The following is a 21311-nucleotide window of genomic DNA, read 5'->3' as shown; positions in this document are numbered from 1 at the left end:
GGCGTGGCTGCCGCCGATATCGTTGAGGCGCGGCAACACGCTGCCCAGGCGTTGCGCTGCGGTATGCCAGTCGCCACGGGCATGGGCCAGCAACCCCTCGGCCAGGGGTAGTGTCACCTGGGCCCAGGTGTCGCGGCTGAAGGCCGGTGCGCTGTGGCTGCGTTCGCGCAGGGCCTCGAGCAATCGGTCCGCCTCGGGCAACCCGGCGCGCGCCAGGCCATACAGGTACTGCACGCTAAGAAACGGCTGCACCGTGTCTGCGACCCGCACCCGCAGGTAGGCCGCCACGGCCTGCCAGCGTTGGCCGACATCCACCCCCGCCAGCTCCAGGCGGGCCAGCAGCGACACCGCGCCGATCTGGTCCTGGGAGTATTCCGGGAGGATGCCCCACACGTGTCGATCATAGATTTCCAGCACTCGCTGATCCTGCCCCCGGGCCAGGTAGAACAGCGCCAGGTGCCACCAGTTGTGGGTGTACATGAACGAGTTGAGGCCTTGCCAGTGGTGCTTGACGCTTTCCAGGAAGTCGATGCCTTCCTCGATCCGCCCGCGGGTCAGCAGCACGTGGGCGAGGGCGTGCTGGGCCCAGGCTTCGTCGGCCTGCAGCGCCAGGGCCTGGCGGGCGGCGGCCTCGGCTTCATCGAGCAGGTGGCACTGTTCATAGGCGAAGGCCAGCAGGCCATGGCTATGGGCGATTTCCGGCGCGGCGTCGCGGGCCTTGAGGGCAATGCGCAGCAGCGCCGGCCAGTTGCCGCGGTTGAATTCCACGTACTGGTTGAGCTTGGCGGCGAACAGGTCGCGGGGGAAGCTGTCCAGCAAATGCTCGGTCAGGCCCAGTACCCGTTCCAGATCGTCGGCGATCCAGGCATCGAGGGTCGCCAGGTAGAGGTCGGCACGGCGGTGAGCGACGTGCACGGCATCGGCCTGCTGGCGATAACGCTCGGCCAGGCGCGGCCCGTCGGGAGACTCGCTGAACATCAGCAGGATGCCGGCCAGGGCATTGGCCAGCCGCGAGTTCGGGTCGGCATCGGCGGCGGCGAGAATGTTTTCGGCGCGTGGGTGATAACCGAGGAAACCGCCGATGAAGTCGTCGATGCCGCGTCGGGTGGTGGAGAGGTCGCTATCGATGGGGTTGCCCAGGTAATCCAGAAACATGGGAAGAGGCTCGCGGGTTCGAAGATCGCAGTTGTCGCAAGGGTTGTGCCAGGGCAGGGCAATGGGTTTTCTCGGGGAGCCGCGACTGGTGTTTTTGGGTGCCAGCGAGCCGGTTCCCAACGATGAGACAGGGGAGGCTGCTGCTTTTTCCACAGTGTCCGGCACGGGTTGTGGTTTTTTCATCACTGCGCGGCAACCCGGTACCGCGCAAACACGGGCGCAAAAGCACTGGCACAGGCCTTGCTAAAACCCTCGAAAGGGCCGGTCGCACACCCTGTGCCGTGCCTGCCGAATCTTTCCTGCGGAGCCCGCCATGCCTGATTTTTCGCCGACCCCTTCATCTCGCACCCGGCCCCTGCGCCGGGCCCTGCTCGGCCTCGCCGCCAGTGCGCTGATCCTGGCTGGCAGCGTGCAGGCACAACCCCGCGATGGCGGTGTGCTCAACCTGGTGGCCCAGCCGGAACCGCCATCGCTGATGCATGGCGTGGTCTCCCATGTTTCGACCCAGTACGTCAGCGGCAAGATCCTCCAGGGCCTGCTGACCTACGACACCCACCTGCAACCCAAACCGGTGTTGGCCAGGAGTTGGACTGTCTCCGCCGACGGCCTGACCTACACCTTCGACCTGCAGGACGGCGTGCGCTGGCACGATGGTCAGCCGTTCACCGCCGACGACGTGGTGTTCAGCTTTCGGACCTTCTACCCGGAAGTGGACAAGCGCCTCGGCGGGGTGTTCACCGAATTCGTCGCCTCCATCGACGCCAGCGGCCCGCTGCAGGTGACCTTCCACCTGAAGAAGCCTTTCGCACCGCTGCTCTCGTCCCTGGGCAGCGGCCTGCGCCCGGTGGTGCCAAAGCACCTCTACGAAGGCACCGATTTCCGTAACAACCCCTATAACCTCAAGCCGGTCGGCACCGGTCCGTTCGTGTTCCAGGAATGGAAACGAGGTGCCTATATCAAGCTGGGCAAAAACCCCGACTACTGGAAAAAGGGCCTGCCGCACCTGGACGGTATCGTCTTCCACGTGATCCCCGACGCTTCCTCCCGGGCCGCCGCCTTCGAGCGTGGCGACGTGCAGGTGCTGCGCGGCGGCGATGCCGACTACTCCGACCTCAAGCGCCTGAGCGGCCTGCCCGGCGTGCAGTCTTCGGAGCAGGGCTGGGAACTGTACTCCGGGCTGGCCTTCCTGCAGATCAACACCCGCAAGCCGCCGCTGGACAACCCCAAGGTACGCCAGGCGATTCTCTATGCGCTGAACCGGCCGTTCATTGTCGACAACATCTTCTTCGGCACGGGCAAGGTGGCCCAGGGACCCTTCGTCTCCAGCTCGCCGTATCACGATCCACAACTGCCGCAGTACAGCTATGACCTGAAGAAAGCCAGGGCGCTGATCGCCGAGTCCGGCGTCGATGTCGGCGCGGTGCGCATCCGCCTGCTCAACGGCGAGAAGGGCGGTGCCTGGGAACGCGCCGCCGAGTACACCAAGCAGGCTCTGCAGCCGCTGGGCTTCAAGGTCCAGGTGGTCACCTCGGACGCGGCCACCTGGTTCCAGCGGGTCAGCGACTGGGATTTCGACCTGACCTACAATTTCATCTTCCAGGTCGGCGATCCGTACCTGACCACCGCCTACCTGTACCGCTCCGACTACATCCTCAAGACCTCGCCGTTCGCCAACGTCAGCGGCTACAGCAACCCGCAGGCGGATGCGCTGTGGAGCAAGGTCGCCAACACGGCGGACGGCGAGCAGCGTCGCCAGGTCTACAGCGAGCTGGAGAACCGCCTGAACACCGACCTGCCGATCCTGCCGATCTTCGAGATGCGCTATCCGACGCTCTACCATAGCCAGGTCAGGAACCTGCTGCAGACCGCCACCAGCCTCAACGAAGACGACGAAAGCGTCTACCTCGATGCGCCGACACCATGAGCGGGCTGATCTTCCTTGGCTCGCGGCTGCTGCGGGCGCTGGCGATGGTGCTCGGGGTGCTGGTGCTGAGCTTCCTGCTGATCCGCCTGGCACCGGGCGACCCGGCGCTGATGCTGGCCGGCGAAGCCGGGGTCGATGACGCCCGGTACATCGCGCAGTTGCGTCAGGACATGGGGCTGGACAAGCCGGTGGCCCAGCAGTTGCTGATCTATCTGGGCCATATCGCGCGACTGGACCTGGGCTATTCCTATCGCAACCAGGCGCCGGTCTGGTCGCTGATCGCCGAGCGGCTGCCGGCGACCCTGGCACTGATGGGCTCGGCGTTCCTGCTGTCATCGCTGGCCGGCATCGCCCTTGGCGTGCTTGCAGCGCGCAGCCGGGAACGCCGGCCGTGGCTCGACCGGCTGATTGCCCAGGGCGCGCTGCTGCTCTATGCCACCCCGTCGTTCTGGCTGGCGATGCTGCTGATCCTGCTGTTCTCGGTGAGTCTCGACTGGTTGCCGGCCTTCGGCATGGAAACCGTCGCTGCCGACTACCAGGGTCTGGCCTGGTGGGCTGACCGTTTGCAGCACCTGGTGCTGCCATGCCTGTCCCTGAGCTTTCTGTTCCTGGCCCTCTACATCCACCTGACCCGTGCCGCGACCCTGGAAGCGCTGGGCCAGGAGTACGTGCGCACCGCGCGGGCAAAGGGCCTGTCGCCGCGGCGGATTCTCTGGGCCCACGTGCTGCGCAATGCGTTGCTGCCGGTGGTGACTTTCGCCGGCCTGCAACTGGGCCAACTGGCCAGCGGCATCCTGCTGATCGAGGTGGTCTATTCCTGGCCGGGCATCGGTCGGCTGATGTACGAGGCCTTGGCGCAGCGCGACTACGGGGTATTGATGGGCGGCTTCCTGGTGATTTCGATCATGGTGGTGAGTTTCAACCTGCTGACCGACCTGGCCTGTCGCTGGCTCGATCCGCGAATCGGCGCCGGAGGGCCACACTGATGCAACGGCATTCCTTCCTGCGCCGGTTCCTTGCGCAGCCGTCGGCACTGGCCGGGCTGCTGTTTCTGCTGGTGCTGGGCCTGCTGGCGCTGGCCGCTCCCTGGCTGACCGACAGCCAGCCCTGGGAGATGAACAGCCAGCCGCTGCTCGCACCGTTCCACGACCCGGCACACTGGCTGGGCAGCGACATGCTCGGTCGCGACCTCGGCAGTGGCCTGCTGTATGGCGCGCGGGTGTCCCTGGCGGTGGCGGCGCTGGCCAGCCTGGCGACCCTGCTGGTGGGCGCCCTGGTCGGTGCCCTGGCCGGCTACTTCGGGGGCTGGCTCGACGCTGTGCTGATGCGCATCGCCGAGTTCTTCCAGATCGTGCCGCAACTGGTGCTGGCGGTGATCCTGGTGGCGGTGCTCGAACCGTCCCTGGGTTCGATCGTCCTGGCCATCGCCCTGGTCGCCTGGCCGGCGGTGGCGCGCCTGGTGCGCAGTGAATTCCTCAGCCTGCGCCAGCGCGAATTCGTCCAGGCGGCGCGGGTGCTCGGGCAGTCGTCGACGGCGATCATCTTCCGCCAGATCCTGCCCAATGCCCTGGCACCGCTGCTGGTGACCCTCACCTTCGTCATGGCCACCGCGATTCTCACCGAAGCGGCCCTGGCCTTTCTCGGCCTGGGCGATCCCGAGGCGATGAGTTGGGGCTACATGATCAACGCCTCCCGCGGCCTGCTGCGCGATGCCTGGTGGATGAGCCTGTGGCCGGGCCTGGCGATCCTGTTCAGCGTGCTGGCGGTGAACCGCGTCGGCGAGGGCCTGCGGGTGGCCTGCGCGCCGCTGCGGCAACCAGGAGCCCACTCATGACAGACCGCCACAATCCCTTGCTGAGCATCGAGCACCTGCGCATCGCGCTGCCGGCCGGTGCCGATCGCAGCCATGCCCTGTACGACCTGTCGCTGCAGCTCGAACGCGGCGAACTGCTCTGCGTGGTCGGTGAGTCCGGCTCGGGCAAGTCGATGCTGGCCAAGGCCCTGCTGCGGATGTTGCCCGAGTCGTTGACGCTGGAGAGCGGCCGCATCCGCTGGCGCGGCGATGATCTGGCCGGACTCGACGAGGCGAGCATGCGCCAGTTGCGTGGACGCGATATCAGCATGGTTTTCCAGGAACCGATGAGCGCGCTCAATCCACTGCTGAGCGTCGGCCGGCAGATCGACGAAACCCTCGCCGCCCATGGTGTGAAGGCGGCGGCCAGCCGTCGCCGGCGAGTACTCGAACTGCTCGGTTACGTCGGCCTGCCGGACCCGGAACGCCTGCGCCACGCCTATCCCTTCGAATTGTCCGGCGGCCAGCGTCAGCGGGTGGTGATCGCCATGGCGCTGGCCTTCGACCCGGCGCTGCTGATCGCCGACGAGCCGACCTCGGCGCTGGATGTCACCACCCAGGCGCAGATCCTCGCACTGCTGCGACGGATCCAGCGCGACAAGGGCATGGCGGTGCTGTTCATCACCCATGACTTTGCCGTGGTGCAGGCGATTGCCGATCGCGTGCTGGTGCTGGAAAAGGGCCATCTGGTGGAGCAGGGCAGTGCGCCCCAGGTTCTACAGGCCCCGGCGGCGGAGTACACCCGGCGGTTGCTGGCGGCGGTCTCGGCCAGCCCGCTGGCGCCGCGTCCGCCGCTGAGCCAGGTGTCGACGGTGCTCGCGGCGCGGCAACTGGAGAAATCCTACACCGGACAGGGCGGCTGGTGGCGCAAGCGCGCCAGTCGGGCCCTGGCCGGCGTCGATCTGCACCTGCGTGAAGGCGAGACCCTGGGCCTCGTCGGCGAGTCCGGTTCGGGCAAGTCGACCCTCGGGCGTTGCCTGGTGCGCCTGCTGCAACCGGACAGCGGGCAACTGCAATGGCAGGGGCTGGAGGTCGCCGGTTTGTCCCAGCGCCGCCTGCGGCCGTTGCGGGGCGAGATCCAAATGATCTTCCAGGACCCGTTCGCCTCGCTCAATCCGCGCCAGAGCGTGGGCCAGATCGTCATGACCGGGCCGCTGGCCCAGGGCGTGCCGGCTCGCCAAGCGCAGCAGCGCGCCCGCGAGGTGCTGGAACTGGTCGGCCTGCCGCCCACCGCCTTCGAGCGTTACCCCCACGAATTTTCCGGCGGCCAGCGCCAGCGTATCGGCATCGCCCGGGCGCTGGCGGTGCGGCCGAAGATTCTCATCGCCGACGAATGCGTGTCGGCGCTGGATGCACTGATTCAGGTGCAGATACTCGAATTGCTGGAGGACTTGCAACGCCGCCTGCGCCTGAGCATCGTGTTCATCACCCACGACCTGCGGGTGGCGGCGCGGCTGTGTGATCGCATCGCGGTGATGCAGGGCGGGCGGATCGTCGAGCAGGGCGAGACGGCGCGGCTGTTCGCCGAGCCGCAGCACACCTACACCCGCGCGTTGCTCGGCGCCTCATCGGTGCTCGCCGAAGCATCCCGCCCGGCGCAGACTCGCGAGGGCGCCTGGTGAACCCATCCCTTTTCCATCCGACAGGACCCACAGCGCATGGCTGAAGCCTTTTCCTCCGTTGATCTGCCGCAGGTGCGCGGCGAGTTGCTCGAGATCCGCCCGGGTCGCCACTTGAGCGTGGCTCACCAGCCCGGCCAGGCCCAGGCCGACACCGTGGTGTTTTTCTGCCACGGCGCCGGCGGCAACAAGGACCAGTGGCGCCATCTGTGGCAGGCACTGGGCGAGGAGGGCTACGGCCTGGTGGCCTGGGACCTGCTCGGTCATGGCGCCAGCGACAAGCCGCGCCGGTCAGCGGCCTATGCCTGGGCCGAGCTGGTGGCCGACTACCTGGAACTGCTGCGGCGTTTCGGCGGCAGGCGCAACCTGATCGTGGCGCATTCCTTCGGCACCGGCCTGTCGATGAGCGCGTTGCTGCAATCGCAGGCGGTCAGTGGCGCGCTGTTGCTGGGCTCGCAACTGCACCGGCCGCTGAGTCGCGGTGGCCTGATGGCGTTGCCGGCCTGGGTGCTGGAACTGATCCGGCCGGTGTTGGCCAAGGGCTTTCGCCAGCGTGCCTGGCATCCGGCGGCCGACCGGCAGCTGGTGGCCTACGAGGAGAAGATCACCGAGAACAATCGGTTGTATGTGTTCAAGGGGCTGCTCGAAGGTGTGCAGTGGCCGGATGCCGGGCACCTGGCGAGCCTCAGGTTGCCGATCGAGGTGCTCTGCGGCGACAGCGACGGGCTGACCCCGGCCAGCGGCGGCGAGGCCCTGGCCCGGCAATTGCCCCAGGCCGGGTTCGAGGTGCTGCGCGACTGTGGGCACCAGTTGATGCTGGAGAAACCCCGGCAGGTGCTGGAAGCCTTCGGCCGCCTGCGGCAGCGGCTCGATTCGGTGTGATTCGGTGACCGACCGGTCATTCGTCGGAACCTTGCGCCAGAGCCTGCGGATCGCCGTCGCTGGTCTACGCTGAAGGTTTTTGAGGCGCCGACTGCCAGTCGGCGGTGATCAACCTTGGAAAGGAGTGGCCCCATGAAAAAGGCGTACATGGAAGACAATGGCGATGAGTTCCCGATCAACAACCTGGTGCGCTGCGGGCAGACGCCCTATGTCGCCGAGTTTGGGGGAGAGGCGCCAGTGCAGGAGACTTCGACTCGGACCAGCCAATCGGCACCGGGAGGGTTGTTGAGGCGACCCTATTTTCCCAAGGCCAGGCCGCGCCTGAAAAAACTGGCTTAAGGCCTTTGTCGGTGGTGAATCGAGGCCGCCGAGCCCAGGAAAAATCCGGAGTCCGAAGGGGCTCCGGTTTTTTTTTGGCTGGGCCGTGGGGGCGGGAAATAGGCTTTTGGGCGATTTTCTGAAGAAAAATCAGCGCGTTAGCTGCTTTTCGGGGACGCCGGATACAAAAAATTTCAAAACTCGCGTGTACAGCCATTCAAACCTCGGCGTATTTTCGCCCCCAGTTGTTCGATCAGCGGTATAGGTCTGTAAGGGAATTCAGCCTAGCAAGCCCGGAGCACAAGCGTGTCAGGGGTTTGCACATAACAATTAGAGGGAGCTAATTCGTGAACTGCATTTTCTGCGCGATCGTCGCCAAGCTGGCACCCGCAAGCATCGTCCATGAAGACGAACAGTGCCTGGCCTTTCTGTCCATCCAGCCGATCACTCCCGGTCATGTGCTGGTCATTCCCAAGGCCCATGCCAGCGGCCTGGGCGAAATTCCTCCGGAAACCGCGGGTCACATGATGGTGGTCGGCCAGCGCGTGGCAACGGCCTTGCGCAACAGTGGCCTGCGGCTCGACGGCCGGCCGTGCGAGGGCATCAACCTGCTGCTGTGCGATGGTGCGGTGGCCGGGCAGACCGTCGGTCATGCCCACCTGCATGTGATCGCCCGGTTCGTCGGCGACGGTTTCGACCTTGCCCACGGCGATATTCCCCTGGCCAACCCGCAGGTGCTGGGTGAACGGGCCGAGCTGATTCGTTCGGCCCTCGAACAACGCTGAACAAAAGGTAGCGTGCGGCAGCCGACTGGGGAGTCGGCTGTTCAGGTGCCGTTGTCTGTCTGTTATTGCGCGTCAACGTTTATTGCCAGCCAGTTGGCGCTCACAGAGTGCACCTGGAACTTTTATCCGGCGCAGAACTTGTCGGGGCCGGGCTTGCCCGCGAATAGGCCCTTGGCTCTTGCCAAATTTCAGTCCCTTGCACATCGGGTTTGGCAGCATCGTTGTATCAGGAAGTGAACTCATGAATTGGATCATGGGTTCTGTATCGTGTGTCTGGTTGAGAGAAACAATACGAAGCATAATAATAAAGGAGCGTCTCATGTCGTCATACGGAAGTAACAAGGCGGTATTGCCGTTCACCCCCATGCAACTGGTGAAAGATGATTCGGCCGGTGCGGCGATTCATGCCTTCTACGATTCGGTCCTGCAGGAACATTGCCAGTCCGATAAGGTAAAGATCAGGCAAGTTGTAACGCCTGAGCAATTTTCCGAGTTGTCGCGGGCCCGGTATCGTCTCTATGGTCAGCGCAAGGTGTATTACCGTACCTTGTTCGGTGACGCGGTCGATGAAACCGTCTGTCTCGACGAGTACGACACCCGTTCTTATGTGTTCGCCTGTTACTACGACGGTGAAATCATCGGTACCCAGCGGTTTACGCCGTTTCCCCATGAGTCCGGTGAATACATCGACCACCAGCGCCTGGTGCAGTTCTCCGGCCCCGGTTACGAGCGGGAGTGCATCGAGCTTTCACGCCTGATCGTCGACAAGCTCGCCCCGGTCGGCAACGTGGTCACCGCACTGGCCATGACCGGCGCCTCGCTGGTGGCGTTGCTGGGCGGCTACAAGACCTTCATCACCTATGTGAAACCGCGCCTGGCACCGAAATTCGAGAGTTCGGTGTTCGACCAGGACGGCATCCTGTTCAAGATCCCGGAACGCGGCGACCACTACTACGCGGTGTACAAGGGCGAGCTGCTGCCCTCGGTGACCCCCTATTTCGGCCTGGAACAGTGCCCGGCCGATCTCGGCGATATCGATGCACTGATGCGCCATACCCTGGCCGCCCGTGCCAGCCGCCAGGTCCTGGCGGTCTGAAAAGCATAATAAAACGACAATAATGAGGTTGATCTCAGATGGAAGCCCAGAACAAGGCCGTGGTTATCGAGTTCTATGAGCGCATGTTTGCCAAGCGTGAACTGGCGGTCGCCGATACATTGATTGCCGAAGACTATGTGCAGCACAACAATGTGTTCATTCCGCCGCGTCGTGAAGGTTTCAAGAAGTACTTTGCACAGTTCTTCAAGACTTTCCCGGAGTCCGGCACGCATATCAAGCAAGTCTGTGCCGAGGGTGACTATGTCTTCCTCTATGCCACCCATTGGGCGAAACATCGGTTCTTTACCGTGAAGTACAAGGTGATCGATATCTATCGTGTGGAAAATGGAGTGTTGATGGAGCACTGGGACACGATCGAAGGTCTCGGGTTCTTCTCGAAGTTCATGTACATCATCAAGTCCGTACTGCGCCTGTAATCCATAACAAATGTCATAAGCGATTCATGAACCAACAGGGAAAGAGTGAAATGACTGAGTTTCGTACCGAGTTGAAGGCTGTCTGCGACGCCGAATGGGCCAAGATCAAGGCCGGGCGTTTCTTCCAGATGATGAAACGCCCCGAGTTGCAACGGCAGCTGTACATCAAGTCGATCGTGCAGGTGTATCACTACACCAAGAACAATGCGATCAACCAGGCGGTGGCCTGCTGGAACCAGGATCACAAGAAGGTCGGCCTGCTGCGTTTCGCCATGAAGCATGCGCTGGAAGAACTGGGCCATGAAAACATGGCCTATAACGACCTGATCGCCATCGGCGTGGACCCGGCCGAGTTCGAAAAACCGATGCTGCCGGCCACCGAGGCCTTCTACGGCTACCTGGACTACGTCTCGGTCTGCCGCGGCATCATCCCGCGCCTGGGCTACAGCTTCTGGGCCGAGGACTCCTACGAGCACCTCGAACCGATGATGGACATCTGCAAGAACAGCCTCAAGCTGACCGACAAGCAGATGACCTTCTTCGTCGCCCACGCGATCATCGATGCCAAGCACTCCGAGGAGGTCAACGCGGCAATCGACCGTTGGGTGGTCACCGATGAAGAGAAGGAAGCGGTGAAACAGGTGGCGCGTACCACCGTGTACCTGATGGGCAAGATCCTTGAGTCGGTTGCCGACGAATTCTGATCCCGCTCCGTAGGAGCCGGCCTGACGATAGCAGTACCCAGGCAACAGCATTCTCATTGAATGGTCGCCTGCGGCGGATCGCCAGCATGCCGGCTCCTACAGGTCTTGCGTCAGCCTGGGCGTTCAGCGCGGGCGCAGGCTGTTCTCCATCCGGCTGATCCCTTCTTCCAGCAATGCCCGCGGGCAGCCGAAGTTCAGGCGGACGAACTGCCGGGCCTCGTCGGCGAATTCGACGCCGGCGCTCAGGCCGACCCTGGCCTTGTCGAGGAAGAACTGGTAGGGATCCTCCAACCCCAGTGCACTGCAATCGAGCCAGGCCAGGTAGGTGCCCTGGGCCGGCTGCAGGACGACGCCGGGCAGGCGAGTTTCCACCGCGTGCTGCAGGTAGTCGCGGTTACCCTGCAGATAGTCCACCAACCCCTTCAGCCATGGCCCGCATTCGCGGTAGGCGGTCAGCGTGGCTTCCAGGCCAAGGGCGTTGACGCTGTCGACCATGCCGCCACGGGCAGCGTTGAAACGCTCGCGTACGACCGGGTCCTGGATGATCGCGTACGCGGTCTTCAGGCCGGCGATGTTGTAGGCCTTGCTCGCCGACATCAGGGTGATGGTGCGCTTGGCGATCTCCGGGCTCAGGGACGCGGTCGGCACATGGCGGCGGCCGTCGTAGCAGAGATCGGCGTGGATCTCGTCGGAAATGATCAGGGCTCCGCGTTCCAGGCAGGCCTCGGCCACCTGTTGCAGTTCCTCGCGGGGGAAGACCTTGCCCAGTGGGTTGTGCGGGTTGCTCAGCAACAGCGCACCGCCGTCCTGCAGTGCATCGCGCAGGGCGGCGATGGGGGTGATGTAGTTGCCCTGGGCGTCACGCTGGAAGGGCAGTTCGACCTTCGGCAGGTTCCAGTTGCCCGGGGCCAGGCGCAGCGGGCGGTAGTTCGGGGTTTGCACCACGACATTGCGGCCCGGTTGCACGAAGGCGCGCAGGGCCATGTTGAAGCCCGGCTCGACGCCGGGCAGGAACACCAGTTCCTGAGGCTCGATCCGCCAGGCGTACTTGTTCCACAGGTCGACGACGATGGCTTCGCGCAGGGCATCCTGGGCCACGCTGTAACCCAGTTGCGGGTGTTCCAGGCGCTTGTGCAGGGCCTGGGTGATCTCGTTCGCCACCGGCAGGTCCATGTCCGCCACCCACATGGGCAGGACATCGGCGGGATAACGGCTCCACTTGGTGCTACCGGTGTTGCGGCGGTCGAGCAGGGTGTCGAAGTTGAAAGTCATGCTGGCGGAAAGTCTCGCGGGAAGTCCCCGAAGTCGTCGGGTGTTCGGAATCTGCAGAGGCGGGCGCTGGCTGGCCCGTTGTCTGTCACGTGTAGGCCAGTCTACCCGGTCGTGGTGGCCGGCGGCACTGCTTCGACACGATTGCGCCCCTTGCCCTTGGCCCGGTACAGGGCCAGGTCGGCTTCCTTGAGGGCCTGGGCGACGGTCTCGCCGTCCCGCGGCCAGTCGGTGACGCCGAGGGACACCGTGACCGGGATGCCGTTCGGGCTTTCGGTGTAGGCCATGGCCGCACGCAGCCGTTCGCCGACCTGAAGCGCCTGGTTCAGCGGTATACCGGGCAGCAGCATGAGGAATTCCTCGCCGCCCTGGCGGCAGAGCACGTCGCTTTCGCGCGAGTGTCGGCGCATCTGCTGGGCCACGTGCTGCAGCACCAGATCACCGGCACTGTGCCCGTAGTTGTCGTTGACCTGCTTGAAGTGATCGATATCCAGGGCCAGCACCGAAAACGGTTGGCGGTGGTTTTCCCAATCCTCGAGGATCAGTTGCAGGCCGCGCCGGTTGGTCAGGCCGGTGAGCGAGTCGGTGACGTTCTCCAGGTTGAGCCGGCCCAGTTGCTGGTGCAGGGACAGCAGCGCCTTCTGCATGGCGTTTTTCAATTGCGCCGCCTCGTAGTACCAGGCCCTGACCTTGCTCACCGATTGCGCGGCGCTCGAGGAGCCCCAGTGCTCGGTCGAGTTGGCCAACTGCCAGAGCGGCTTGGTGATCAGTGAAGTCAGCCACCAGATGGCCAGCAACGACAGCAGCGACAGCGGCACGGCGTAACCGGCAACCTCCAGCATCAGTCGCTGCAGGCCTTCGAGGGTGATGTCGGTGGGCCGCTGGCTGATCACTCCCCAGCCGATACGGGGCACCGGCGCATAGCCGGTGAGCATGTCGATACCCTTGGAGTTGGTCAGCCGCCGGCTGCCGGTCTGTCCGGTGATGACCGCGTCGATCGCCGGATTGCCCTTGATCACCTCGCCAATCCGTGTGGGGTCCTGGTGGTAGATCAGCCGGCCCTGGGTATCGACCACGTAGAGATAGGAGCCGTCGCGGTAGTAGTGCTCGCCCAGCAGCGAATGCAGGATGTTCGGTTCGTTGAGGTAGATCCCGGCGCCGAGGTAACCCAGGTAATTGCCCTTGCCGTCGAAGATCGGATGGGAGATCTGGATCATCAGGTGGTTGTTGTTGCCCACATACGGGGTCGAGATATAGGGCTGGCGCGAGGCGCTGGCTTGGCGGGTGCCTTCGCTGACGGAAAGGGTTCCGGTCAGGTGCATCGACAGTGGCGAGGAGGCGATGATCCGGTTGTCGGCGCGAATGACCACCACCGAATTGAAGCTGTTGGTCTGGCGGCGCAAGCGGCGCGCCTCCTGCCACAGTCGGTCCGGCTGGTCCCAGATCTCCGGCAGCAGGTTGGCGCTCAGGGCCAGTTGCTGCTGGGTCGACTTGAGGAAGTCGTCGGTGGAGCTGGCCAGCTTCACGGCGTAGATGCGGTTGGCTTCCAGGGTCTGGGCCATCAGGAAGTTGCGCTGGGTCTGGTAACTGGCGAAGAACAGGTTGCCGGCGGTCAGGGTGACAACGGCAAGCGAGAGCAACAGGATCAGTCGGCGCAGGTCGATACGTGGCATGAGTTTCTTATGAGAATGGCGAAATCGTTGGCCGATGGAGCCTGGGGGTAATGATAGAACAGTGCGGGCTGCAGGACGAAAGGACATCAGGCCGGCGAGTAAAAAAATGCCGTTCCACGACGAACGTTTTTCCTCGACGACGCCCTAATGTCTTGATTATCCGACCTGAAAAGGACAGCGGTATGACACTTTTCCTGATCATCGCCCTCGAGTTCGGCGCCATCGGGGCTGCCATCTGGGCACTGGGACATTTCGACAGGCGGCCGCAGCGGCGCTGGGCCATGCGCCAGCCCAGTGTGAGTTGGGAGTATGGCCCGGAGCGGGAGGGCTCCCTCGAACTGTTCGGGGAAGCCATCCTGGTGGTTTCGCTGGTGTTGCTGGCGGTGTATCTGTTTCTCTGACTCAGAAGATGTAGTCGGTGGTCAGGAAACTCGACTCGCGATTACGGATGATGTCGCTGATCAGCGCCTTGTTGCTTTCCTGGAACTTGGTCGCCACCAGCGTGCGGATCGAGAACACCCGTAGCGCGTCGTGAACCGAGAGAGTGCCCTCGGCGGAGTTCTTGCGGCCGTTGAACGGGTAGGTGTCCGGGCCGCGCTGGCACTGGGCATTGATATTGATCCGCCCGACCTGGTTGGCGAAGGTGTCCACTAGCCGCCCGACCTGGGCCGAGTGGGTACCGAAGATGCTCAGTTGCTGGCCGAAGTCCGATTCCAGCACGTAGTCGATTACTGTCTCCAGGTCGCGATAGGGCACGATCGGCACCACCGGGCCGAACTGTTCCTCCTGGTACACGCGCATCTGCGCGTTCACCGGGTACAGCACCGCGGGGTAGAAGAACGAGGCACGGGTCTGGCCGCCGCCGGGATTGACCACCCGCGCGCCCTTGGCGACCGCATCGGCCACCAGGCCGTTGAGATAGTCGACCTTGCTCGCTTCCGGCAGCGGCGTCAGTGACACGCCATTATCCCAGGGCATGCCGGGCAACAGGCTCTGCACCTTGCGATTGAATTTCTCGATGAAGGTGTCGACCACGTCCTCGTGGACGAACAGGATCTTCAGCGCGGTGCAGCGCTGTCCGTTGAACGACAGCGAGCCGGTCACCGATTCGTTGACCGCGTTGTCCAGGTCCACCTCCGGCAGCACGATCCCCGGGTTCTTCGCGTCCAGGCCCAGGGCCGCGCGCAGGCGGTGGGGGCGCGGGTGCAGTTTCTTCAGGTCGCTGGCGGCCTTGTTGGTGCCGATGAAGGCGAAGATGTCGATCTTGCCGCTGGCCATCAGCGCGCTGACGGTTTCCCGGCCGCTGCCGTAGATCACATTGATTACCCCGGCCGGGAAGCTGTCGCGGAAGGCTTCCAGCAACGGGCGGATCAGGAGCACGCCGAGCTTGGCCGGCTTGAACACCACGGTGTTGCCCATGATCAGTGCCGGGATCAGCGTGGTGAAGGTCTCGTTCAGCGGGTAGTTGTAGGGGCCCATGCACAGCGCCACGCCCATGGGCGCGCGGCGGATCTGGCCGAGGGTGTCCTGTTCCAGCTCGAAGCGGCTGGAGCGGCGGTCCAGCTCCTTGAGGGCGTTGATGGTGTCGACGATATAGTCGCAGGTGCGGTCGAACTCTTTTTCCGAGTCCTTGAGGTTCTTGCCGATCTCCCACATCAGCAACTTGACCACCGCCTCACGCTGTTCGCGCATGCGCCGCAGGAAGGCTTCGACATGCTGGATGCGTTCGGCCACGCGCAGGGTCGGCCATTGGCCCTGGCCACGGTCGTAGGCGCGGACCGCCGCATCGAGGGCGGTGAGGGCGGTTTCAGCGTCCAGCAGCGGGGTGCTGCCGAGGATCACCTGCTCGTCGCCGTCGGGGCCGGCCAGATACACCGGGCTGCGCACTTGCGCCAGTGGGCCGCTCCAGGTACGCAGGGCGCCGTCCACCAGGTATTCGCGTTGTTCCAGTTGGCCGTCGAGCCGGTACTTTTCCGGAATGTCCGCGGCGGCGGGAAACAGTGAGTCGAGCAGCTTCTGATCGGTCATGAGGCAATACCCTGTCTGATGGGAAGGACGCTGAAACGCTTCAGTGCATGCTGGTGTTTTATCACGAAACATCTTAGTCCCGTCCACTACAAACGACAGGTCGGTTGAAGGGCAGGGGCGCAGGCCGCAAAATGGCACTCTTTTTTCTTTTCAAGGCGATCTTCATTTATGACGCTGGCAACGTTGCTTCTGTTCCTGATCAGTGCGGCGGCGATCATCGCCATGCCGGGCCCGACGGTCCTGCTCGCCCTGCACAACGGCTCCAACCACGGTGTACGGGCGGCGGCCTGGGGCATGGGCGGGGCGGTGCTGGCCGATGCCTTGCTGGTCACGGCGGTGGCCTGTGGCCTGGGCATCCTGCTGCAGGCCAGCGAGACGCTGTTCCAGGCGGTGAAATGGGTGGGGGCGGGCTACCTGGTGTGGCTCGGCTGGAAAATGCTGCGTTCGAGCGCAACCCTGGCCGAACTGCCGGTGGAGCAGGGCTCCAGTCGCAGCGTCGGGTTGTTCGTGCGCTGCTTCGTGGTGGCCCTGACCAACCCCAAGGCCTTGCTGTTCATGTCGGCCTTCCTGCCGCAGTTCATCGACAGCACGCAGCCGCAACTGCCGCAGTACGCGGCGCTGGCCGTGGTGCTGACGCTGCTCAATGTCAGCATCATGCTGTTTTACGCGCTGTGCGGCGCCCGCTTGCTCAGTCGCTTGCAGGGCGGGCACCTGCGGGCGTTCAACCGGGTGACCGGTGGACTGCTGATGACCCTGGGTGGGGTGTTGGCGTTTTATCGGCGGGGGAGTACGGCCTGACGAGCCAGGCCGTTGGATCGAGTGGTCTTCTCAGCAAGCCGCGGCGTTGATGAATGCCTCATCGAGCGTACGGGCGCTGTAGCTGTCCCGAAATGATTGCCCATCGGCAAAGCGCCTGAACTGCTTATGACTGATCATGTAGAAACAGTCGCAGTGTTCGGCGATCTCATTGACGTTGTGCGACGAAACCAGAATGGCCTTCCCACTCTGAGCCGCACCATGCAGGCACTGCCAAATGTAGTGCCTGAACTCCGGGTCTACACCCGCTGTTGGCTCATCAAGAATGATCAGGTCAGCCTCTATCGACAGTAAAGAAAGGGTGAAGAACCAGCGTTTTTCTCCATAACTGCATAGCGATGACTTCTTCTTCCAGATCTCCTGATAGCGTTCCGTGATGCTCGGGCTCCATGATGAAAGCCTGCTCAACACCTGTGCCTGGGAGATCTGTTTGGATGAGCACAGCAGGTTGGTCATCCTGAATATGTCGAACATGCGCAGGGCGGGAGGCGTTGTGAGTATCTGTGAGAGATAGAGCTGCTTGGCGAAGGTATTGATCACCTTGCCTCTGGCGGGTTTTCTCAGTTTGCAGATGATGTCGAAGAAGGTGGTTTTCCCTGAGCCGTTCGAGCCGAGCAGACCGGTAATCGCCCCGGCTTCTGCCGTGAGTGAAGCCTCCTTGAAAATGACCTTGTTCTCATAGTTGAAGGACAGGAGATTGGCTTGCAGGGAGGTCATCAGTACCGGCTCCATACAGGGTTGATGCGGAGCAGCTTGACGCTGATGGCTGTGCAGGTGATAAAAAGGAAAAAAGTGAGTATGGTCAATCCATATTGCTGATTGAATCCTTGCTCCATAAGTTGGAAGGAATGCCACAGGGGATTACTTGCGTTGAGAGTCTCAAGGATGAAATTATCCGAAGTGTCTTTTGATAGGCCGAGAACCAGCATGGCTAGCGATAATGCTGATAATAAGGTGTTGGCATTTTGAAAATTTATGGGGAGGAGCGTTAATAGGGTGCCTAATGAACAGAAAAATAGGTAGCAGACTTGGAAGTTTGTCAGGATGATAATGAATTCGCGAAGTGAATAAAGTTGTAAGGGCAAGCGTGTGCTCAAATAAAAGGCTGTGCAATAGATGGTTGATATGGCTAGGTAAGCAAGATTCTGCGCGATTATGAAAATCAGCTTTGACTCGTGGTTGTAAACGAAGGATCGGATGAAGCCGCTTTCTCGACGGCCAATGATGTAAAAAGAGAAGCCGAAAAAGGCTACATTTGATGCTATGTACGCGTAAAACCAGGCGGTGTGCTGAGTGTAATTATCTGAAAATTTAAGACCTTCTTCTTTGTAAAGCGATAGTAGGTAAAAAGCTGCGCAAGGGGAGATGACTATCCAAAATAGTGCTATGGGCTCCTTGAGTTGCTCTTTTATGAATAAATATGCTAAGCGCCCTGATCGGTAAATAATTCTGCTTTTCATGTGTTTGCTCTCTAAGGGAAAGGAACCATTGTTGATATTCTGTTGTTCATGATTTCTTTTTTGAATTTTGATGAGTATATGTTGTTTAGGTTAAAATTCTGTGAATTGTTCATGTGCAAAAATAGGTCGGGTGAGATGAACTTGCTGAATAGGCAGGAGTTTCCGCCGATTACGCGAAATTTTGTATAGAAGTAACCTGATATTTTTCTGTCGATGAGGGTTTTTCTTAAGCCGTGAAGATCGAAGGCATAGGGGGCGGCATCTGATGCGTGGTTTATTGTACAATCTTTGACAGTCTTGAAAGTTTTGTAGGAATTACAGTTTAGGAAATGTCTTAAATATGGATCGTGTAATGCTTCTATGTCACCGTTGATGCTTGTGAACAGAGTCATGAATCGAAAGGTTTGCCATAACTCACCAATGGAAGTCTCTAGGGCCGCTGCTTCGGAAGATGCATAGGAAAGCCCTGCGCAGTATTTCACCGCTTGAGAACTGCTTTTTTGTCCGTAAATCGTAAGTATGCATTTTCCAGGGAAGTCTGGAGGTGATATGTCTAGCGCTACAAGTTCTCCTGCTTTGCATAGAGTTTCCCCCAGGTTGTATGCTTTATGTGTTTTGAGTTTCTTCAGTATTTCTCTGTTTGATGATTTTTTTGTGCAGCTCTGAGTTAGCCAGAATTTTAAAAGAAATTGCCTTTCGAGAAATTCTTTTATTGCGCCGAGCATTGATTGTTCTGGACTCCAATGAAAGCAGCATCCGCAGGTATCCCGGCACGGGTAGATGTCATTGTCGTCAGAAGATTTTAATGGGCTCAGTGAGATGCAGGTCGTTGGGATGTGACAGGGGGAAAAATCTTTCACTCTGTATGCCTTGGTCAGTTGGAATGTGTGATCCTTGAGCGTCTTGCAATCTAAATTTTCTTGGCTTGTTTGAGTGAATGCTTTTGCAAATGATTCTGCTTCCTTAGTAGTCAGGTCTTTGGCTAGATGGCCTTCGATATCAGGTGTGACCTCGATATAGAAATGACGTCTTTCGAAGTACTCTCCGATAGCTTTTTTTATGACCGCTGTACCTCTGCCGATACCGGAACCTGAATTGAAGTGTCGGTCATAAGCTTCCGCCACTGAAGGGAAACCTAGTGTTGCTGCTGGTTGATAATGAAATGAGTTAGGGTAGGAAGAGTCGAAATCAGTATTTTGAATGTTCATTGTTATTTCCAATTAGATGCACGCAAACAGGGTTGAAAAGAGCAGGGTTTAGCCCGATCGCTTTGGATAGCATGTGATCCGTATATCCCGACCACAGTCTGGATTTCAAACTTAGAGCGGTTGCCTGGATTTCTATCAGCATGTACATCGAGCCAGCTTCCATGAGCGCTAGTCGGTAACCCCTGTATCGGTATTTAAATATGGTTTTTGGTAAGTATGTGGCATATATTAATGCGGCGCTTGGGGTTCCGAGATCTTCTGTGTCTGATAGTATGGCCTTTCTGAGGTTCTGGATGTTGCAGTTGGTTTGAAGTATCTCTAGTGAATTGGATTCTGGAAGCAGATGAAATATTTTTTGTGGCTGGGGCCAAGTTGTGTTTTTCTCGCTTAAAGAGCAAATGAAGACCTCTATCGGGTAAAGAGCGCCTCCGCTAGGGTAGTGTCGTTTCTTTGTTTTTTTATTTTTTGTTAACAATGGAGTTATTAAGCTCTCGATTGTTTCAAAATCTATTTCTGGGTTTGAAAAATAGCTGCAGGACTCGTTTCTTTTGAAATGTAATTTTTGGTGTTTTTTGAATTTATGGGAATTGTTAAGTTCATATCTGGATACAGTGATAATTCATTCATGGATAGTATTGAAAGTTGGCTTTCTTCTAGTTTGTGAAGGTATGTTATTTCCTTGAAGGCTTCATGGATTGTATAGTTTCCTTTGTGATGGAAGTTGTGGATTTGTTCAAGTACGTCGGGATCCACAAATTTCAGGTAGTAGTCGTGTGGAATGGATCTCATAAATTTGGCCTCATGCAGTCGCACATATACCAGTGGGGAATCGGCTCCTCTGTAATTAGCCCGTTACTGAGGTTTGTATGCATGGTTTGAAATAGGCTGTCTTGGTGTCTCTGTGATGTTGCTTGTCTTGTATATAGTTTTATGTGTTCGAAGGTGGATCCAAAAATCAAGGATTTTTGCAGTAAAGTTGGTTCGTTAACAGGGATTGGCTTTCTTTGGCTTTTGCAAAGATCTAATAGTTTTTTCCAGCTGTTGTCTCGTTGGTCGTTTATGTTATTTTTTTCTGGGCGATCTATTTTGCAAAAATGACATGGGTTTCCTATTTCAAATATGTAGGGTGGGCTTATGGTGAAGGTGTCGCCCGTGATGAATCCTATGCTTATAGCGCTTGATGGGTTTTTATGTGAAAGTTCAAAATATAAGGCTTTTAGGATTGGGTAGTTGTATGTTTTGCAAAGAATAAATATGAAGTGGTTTTTGTTTTTGTCGAGCTTTGGTGGGGTTGCTGTGAGTTCGTAGATTTCTGTAGGGGTGGAGAGTTCTTGGTGTGCAATTTTTTCAAATTCATCTCCCCAGTCGTGAAGTATGGTGATTTTTTTGAAATAGCAGTTTAATATGGATTACCGTATTACTAGTATTTTTTCTATAAAATCAAAGGCTGTTTCGGGGTTTAGTTGGTGCTCCGTAAGTATTTCTTTTAATTTTTTCTTTGATATATTCCTGGTGTCGCAATTTTTTAATAGGTTTAGTGCTGTGATCAATGGTTTGGATGTTATTCTTGAAATTCCTTTCTCTGATATTATCAGGTCTTCGGAAGGAAAGTTAAGTATCTCGTAGTTGTTTATGTGCAGGTTCATTTTTAAATCCCACGCTAGGTTGTGATGCGAGGGGCAAAGGTTGCTTGGCTTTGTTCGTGCCCGACAACCTTTGCTATTTTTTGATTTTTTATTTTTGAGTTTCCTCTATCGCTATTTCAGCATTAAATAGGTGGTTTCCGCCTGAGCCGCCGCTCCCCCCACTTCCCCCATTACATCCACCACCGCCTCCACAGCCACCAGAGCCGCCGCATCCACCTTGGCCGCCAGAGCCTCCGTTATTTGCTTGAGGGGTTTTATCGAAGCCCGATTGGTTCTTGTAGCTAAAGATTATTTCTCCAAAACTATCGATATTGTTCATGTTTTTCTCCAGGGAGGATTTTTTGTTTGCCACGAGATATAAAGCGGTGGCGCTAATAGCTATAGTTCTTGCGATGTGTTGGTGCAATTGTGTTTTTTAGATCTGTGGGAGTTTTCTCTG

General features: G+C 59.3%; 21 protein-coding genes. 12 read left to right on the top strand and 9 right to left on the bottom strand.

Annotated features, from left to right (window positions below; all coding sequences use genetic code 11):
- Positions 1–1468: 1468 nt before the first annotated feature.
- The 10 genes from ACM62G_RS31075 to ACM62G_RS31030 all read left to right on the top strand — a co-directional run bounded on the left by ACM62G_RS31075 (position 1469) and on the right by ACM62G_RS31030 (position 10772).
- Entirely contained in the window at positions 1469–3079 is a 1611-nt protein-coding gene (locus ACM62G_RS31075) for an ABC transporter substrate-binding protein (protein WP_419736419.1), read from the top strand.
- Positions 3076–4065: an ABC transporter permease gene (locus ACM62G_RS31070; RefSeq protein WP_419736418.1), complete on the top strand. Its 990-nt coding sequence runs from the start codon at positions 3076–3078 to the stop codon at positions 4063–4065. The genes ACM62G_RS31075 and ACM62G_RS31070 overlap by 4 nt, the downstream gene beginning before the upstream one ends.
- On the top strand, positions 4065–4913 hold the full coding sequence (locus ACM62G_RS31065) for an ABC transporter permease (RefSeq protein ID WP_054061296.1): 849 nt from the start codon (positions 4065–4067) through the stop codon (positions 4911–4913). Before ACM62G_RS31070 ends, ACM62G_RS31065 begins: the two co-directional genes overlap by 1 nt.
- Positions 4910–6553, top strand: a complete 1644-nt coding sequence (locus ACM62G_RS31060) for an ABC transporter ATP-binding protein (protein ID WP_419736417.1) — start codon at positions 4910–4912, stop codon at positions 6551–6553. The genes ACM62G_RS31065 and ACM62G_RS31060 overlap by 4 nt, the downstream gene beginning before the upstream one ends.
- Before the next feature lie 36 nt (positions 6554–6589).
- Positions 6590–7432 carry an alpha/beta fold hydrolase gene (locus ACM62G_RS31055; RefSeq protein ID WP_054062660.1) on the top strand — a complete coding sequence of 281 codons (843 nt, stop codon included), beginning with the start codon at positions 6590–6592 and terminating at the stop codon, positions 7430–7432.
- 132 nt (positions 7433–7564) lie between these two features.
- Complete coding sequence (locus tag ACM62G_RS31050; protein ID WP_054060276.1) at positions 7565–7771, top strand: hypothetical protein; 207 nt, start codon at positions 7565–7567, stop codon at positions 7769–7771.
- Positions 7772–8097: 326 nt separating this feature from the next.
- The gene (locus ACM62G_RS31045) at positions 8098–8535 is read left to right on the top strand and encodes an HIT family protein (protein WP_419736416.1); all 438 of its coding nucleotides are present in this window, start codon (positions 8098–8100) and stop codon (positions 8533–8535) included.
- 319 nt (positions 8536–8854) lie between these two features.
- Positions 8855–9631, top strand: a complete 777-nt coding sequence (locus ACM62G_RS31040; RefSeq protein ID WP_273820373.1) for a hypothetical protein — start codon at positions 8855–8857, stop codon at positions 9629–9631.
- Positions 9632–9669: 38 nt separating this feature from the next.
- The gene (locus tag ACM62G_RS31035) at positions 9670–10068 is read left to right on the top strand and encodes an ester cyclase (RefSeq protein WP_054060278.1); all 399 of its coding nucleotides are present in this window, start codon (positions 9670–9672) and stop codon (positions 10066–10068) included.
- A 50-nt stretch (positions 10069–10118) separates the two neighbouring features.
- A complete protein-coding gene (locus ACM62G_RS31030) occupies positions 10119–10772 on the top strand; it encodes an iron-containing redox enzyme family protein (protein ID WP_419736415.1) in 654 nt (217 codons plus the stop codon).
- A gap of 123 nt (positions 10773–10895) precedes the next feature.
- On the opposite strand, the gene ACM62G_RS31025 is transcribed toward ACM62G_RS31030, so the two are convergent.
- Both ACM62G_RS31025 and ACM62G_RS31020 read right to left on the bottom strand, forming a co-directional pair.
- Positions 10896–12044 carry a MalY/PatB family protein gene (locus tag ACM62G_RS31025; RefSeq protein ID WP_419736414.1) on the bottom strand — a complete coding sequence of 383 codons (1149 nt, stop codon included), beginning with the start codon at positions 12042–12044 and terminating at the stop codon, positions 10896–10898.
- A 101-nt stretch (positions 12045–12145) separates the two neighbouring features.
- Complete coding sequence (locus ACM62G_RS31020; protein WP_273820374.1) at positions 12146–13714, bottom strand: sensor domain-containing diguanylate cyclase; 1569 nt, start codon at positions 13712–13714, stop codon at positions 12146–12148.
- A 182-nt stretch (positions 13715–13896) separates the two neighbouring features.
- Here ACM62G_RS31020 and ACM62G_RS31015 point away from each other — a divergent pair, with 182 nt between their 5' ends.
- Positions 13897–14115 (top strand): hypothetical protein, encoded by a 219-nt coding sequence (locus tag ACM62G_RS31015; protein ID WP_054060282.1) that lies wholly within the window; start codon positions 13897–13899, stop codon positions 14113–14115.
- Position 14116: 1 nt separating this feature from the next.
- Here ACM62G_RS31015 and ACM62G_RS31010 read toward each other — a convergent pair whose 3' ends face one another.
- The gene (locus ACM62G_RS31010) at positions 14117–15742 is read right to left on the bottom strand and encodes an NADP-dependent glyceraldehyde-3-phosphate dehydrogenase (RefSeq protein WP_419736413.1); all 1626 of its coding nucleotides are present in this window, start codon (positions 15740–15742) and stop codon (positions 14117–14119) included.
- A gap of 168 nt (positions 15743–15910) precedes the next feature.
- On the opposite strand from ACM62G_RS31010, the gene ACM62G_RS31005 reads away from it, so the two are divergent.
- Complete coding sequence (locus tag ACM62G_RS31005; protein WP_054062656.1) at positions 15911–16540, top strand: LysE family translocator; 630 nt, start codon at positions 15911–15913, stop codon at positions 16538–16540.
- 30 nt (positions 16541–16570) lie between these two features.
- Here the strand turns inward: ACM62G_RS31005 and ACM62G_RS31000 are convergent, their stop codons facing one another.
- The 6 genes from ACM62G_RS31000 to ACM62G_RS30975 all read right to left on the bottom strand — a co-directional run bounded on the left by ACM62G_RS31000 (position 16571) and on the right by ACM62G_RS30975 (position 21191).
- Positions 16571–17275, bottom strand: coding sequence for an ATP-binding cassette domain-containing protein (locus ACM62G_RS31000; protein WP_273820377.1), 705 nt, complete (start codon positions 17273–17275; stop codon positions 16571–16573).
- Positions 17275–18018, bottom strand: coding sequence for an ABC transporter permease (locus tag ACM62G_RS30995; protein ID WP_419736412.1), 744 nt, complete (start codon positions 18016–18018; stop codon positions 17275–17277). Before ACM62G_RS30995 ends, ACM62G_RS31000 begins: the two co-directional genes overlap by 1 nt.
- Positions 18019–18029: 11 nt before the next feature.
- The gene (locus tag ACM62G_RS30990) at positions 18030–19226 is read right to left on the bottom strand and encodes a YcaO-like family protein (RefSeq protein WP_273820379.1); all 1197 of its coding nucleotides are present in this window, start codon (positions 19224–19226) and stop codon (positions 18030–18032) included.
- Positions 19207–19710: a SagB/ThcOx family dehydrogenase gene (locus ACM62G_RS30985; protein ID WP_419737584.1), complete on the bottom strand. Its 504-nt coding sequence runs from the start codon at positions 19708–19710 to the stop codon at positions 19207–19209. The genes ACM62G_RS30990 and ACM62G_RS30985 overlap by 20 nt, the downstream gene beginning before the upstream one ends.
- Positions 19711–20011: 301 nt before the next feature.
- Positions 20012–20632 carry an McbB family protein gene (locus ACM62G_RS30980; RefSeq protein ID WP_419737583.1) on the bottom strand — a complete coding sequence of 207 codons (621 nt, stop codon included), beginning with the start codon at positions 20630–20632 and terminating at the stop codon, positions 20012–20014.
- Between the two features lie 328 nt (positions 20633–20960).
- Complete coding sequence (locus tag ACM62G_RS30975) at positions 20961–21191, bottom strand: hypothetical protein (RefSeq protein ID WP_273820382.1); 231 nt, start codon at positions 21189–21191, stop codon at positions 20961–20963.
- Positions 21192–21311 lie beyond the last annotated feature (120 nt).

It is taken from the genome of Pseudomonas sp. COR18 (assembly GCF_048568395.1).
Classification (GTDB): domain Bacteria; phylum Pseudomonadota; class Gammaproteobacteria; order Pseudomonadales; family Pseudomonadaceae; genus Aquipseudomonas; species Aquipseudomonas fuscovaginae_B.
The sequence above is the reverse complement of the archived record's forward strand: the minus strand, read 5'-3'. Positions and strand labels throughout refer to the sequence as shown.

What these genes read in the sequence shown, in the direction of transcription:
- ACM62G_RS31050 (WP_054060276.1), top strand. Translation starts at nt 7,565, where the DNA reads ATGAAAAAGGCGTACATGGAAGACAATGGCGATGAGTTCCCGATCAAC.
- ACM62G_RS31055 (WP_054062660.1), top strand. Translation starts at nt 6,590, where the DNA reads ATGGCTGAAGCCTTTTCCTCCGTTGATCTGCCGCAGGTGCGCGGCGAG.
- ACM62G_RS30975 (WP_273820382.1), bottom strand. Translation starts at nt 21,191, where the DNA reads ATGAACAATATCGATAGTTTTGGAGAAATAATCTTTAGCTACAAGAAC.
- ACM62G_RS31065 (WP_054061296.1), top strand. Translation starts at nt 4,065, where the DNA reads ATGCAACGGCATTCCTTCCTGCGCCGGTTCCTTGCGCAGCCGTCGGCA.
- ACM62G_RS31040 (WP_273820373.1), top strand. Translation starts at nt 8,855, where the DNA reads ATGTCGTCATACGGAAGTAACAAGGCGGTATTGCCGTTCACCCCCATG.
- ACM62G_RS31060 (WP_419736417.1), top strand. Translation starts at nt 4,910, where the DNA reads ATGACAGACCGCCACAATCCCTTGCTGAGCATCGAGCACCTGCGCATC.
- ACM62G_RS31025 (WP_419736414.1), bottom strand. Translation starts at nt 12,044, where the DNA reads ATGACTTTCAACTTCGACACCCTGCTCGACCGCCGCAACACCGGTAGC.
- ACM62G_RS31075 (WP_419736419.1), top strand. Translation starts at nt 1,469, where the DNA reads ATGCCTGATTTTTCGCCGACCCCTTCATCTCGCACCCGGCCCCTGCGC.
- ACM62G_RS31015 (WP_054060282.1), top strand. Translation starts at nt 13,897, where the DNA reads ATGACACTTTTCCTGATCATCGCCCTCGAGTTCGGCGCCATCGGGGCT.
- ACM62G_RS31030 (WP_419736415.1), top strand. Translation starts at nt 10,119, where the DNA reads ATGACTGAGTTTCGTACCGAGTTGAAGGCTGTCTGCGACGCCGAATGG.
- ACM62G_RS30995 (WP_419736412.1), bottom strand. Translation starts at nt 18,018, where the DNA reads ATGAAAAGCAGAATTATTTACCGATCAGGGCGCTTAGCATATTTATTC.
- ACM62G_RS31070 (WP_419736418.1), top strand. Translation starts at nt 3,076, where the DNA reads ATGAGCGGGCTGATCTTCCTTGGCTCGCGGCTGCTGCGGGCGCTGGCG.
- ACM62G_RS30990 (WP_273820379.1), bottom strand. Translation starts at nt 19,226, where the DNA reads ATGAACATTCAAAATACTGATTTCGACTCTTCCTACCCTAACTCATTT.
- ACM62G_RS31000 (WP_273820377.1), bottom strand. Translation starts at nt 17,275, where the DNA reads ATGACCTCCCTGCAAGCCAATCTCCTGTCCTTCAACTATGAGAACAAG.
- ACM62G_RS31020 (WP_273820374.1), bottom strand. Translation starts at nt 13,714, where the DNA reads ATGCCACGTATCGACCTGCGCCGACTGATCCTGTTGCTCTCGCTTGCC.
- ACM62G_RS31035 (WP_054060278.1), top strand. Translation starts at nt 9,670, where the DNA reads ATGGAAGCCCAGAACAAGGCCGTGGTTATCGAGTTCTATGAGCGCATG.
- ACM62G_RS31005 (WP_054062656.1), top strand. Translation starts at nt 15,911, where the DNA reads ATGACGCTGGCAACGTTGCTTCTGTTCCTGATCAGTGCGGCGGCGATC.
- ACM62G_RS31010 (WP_419736413.1), bottom strand. Translation starts at nt 15,742, where the DNA reads ATGACCGATCAGAAGCTGCTCGACTCACTGTTTCCCGCCGCCGCGGAC.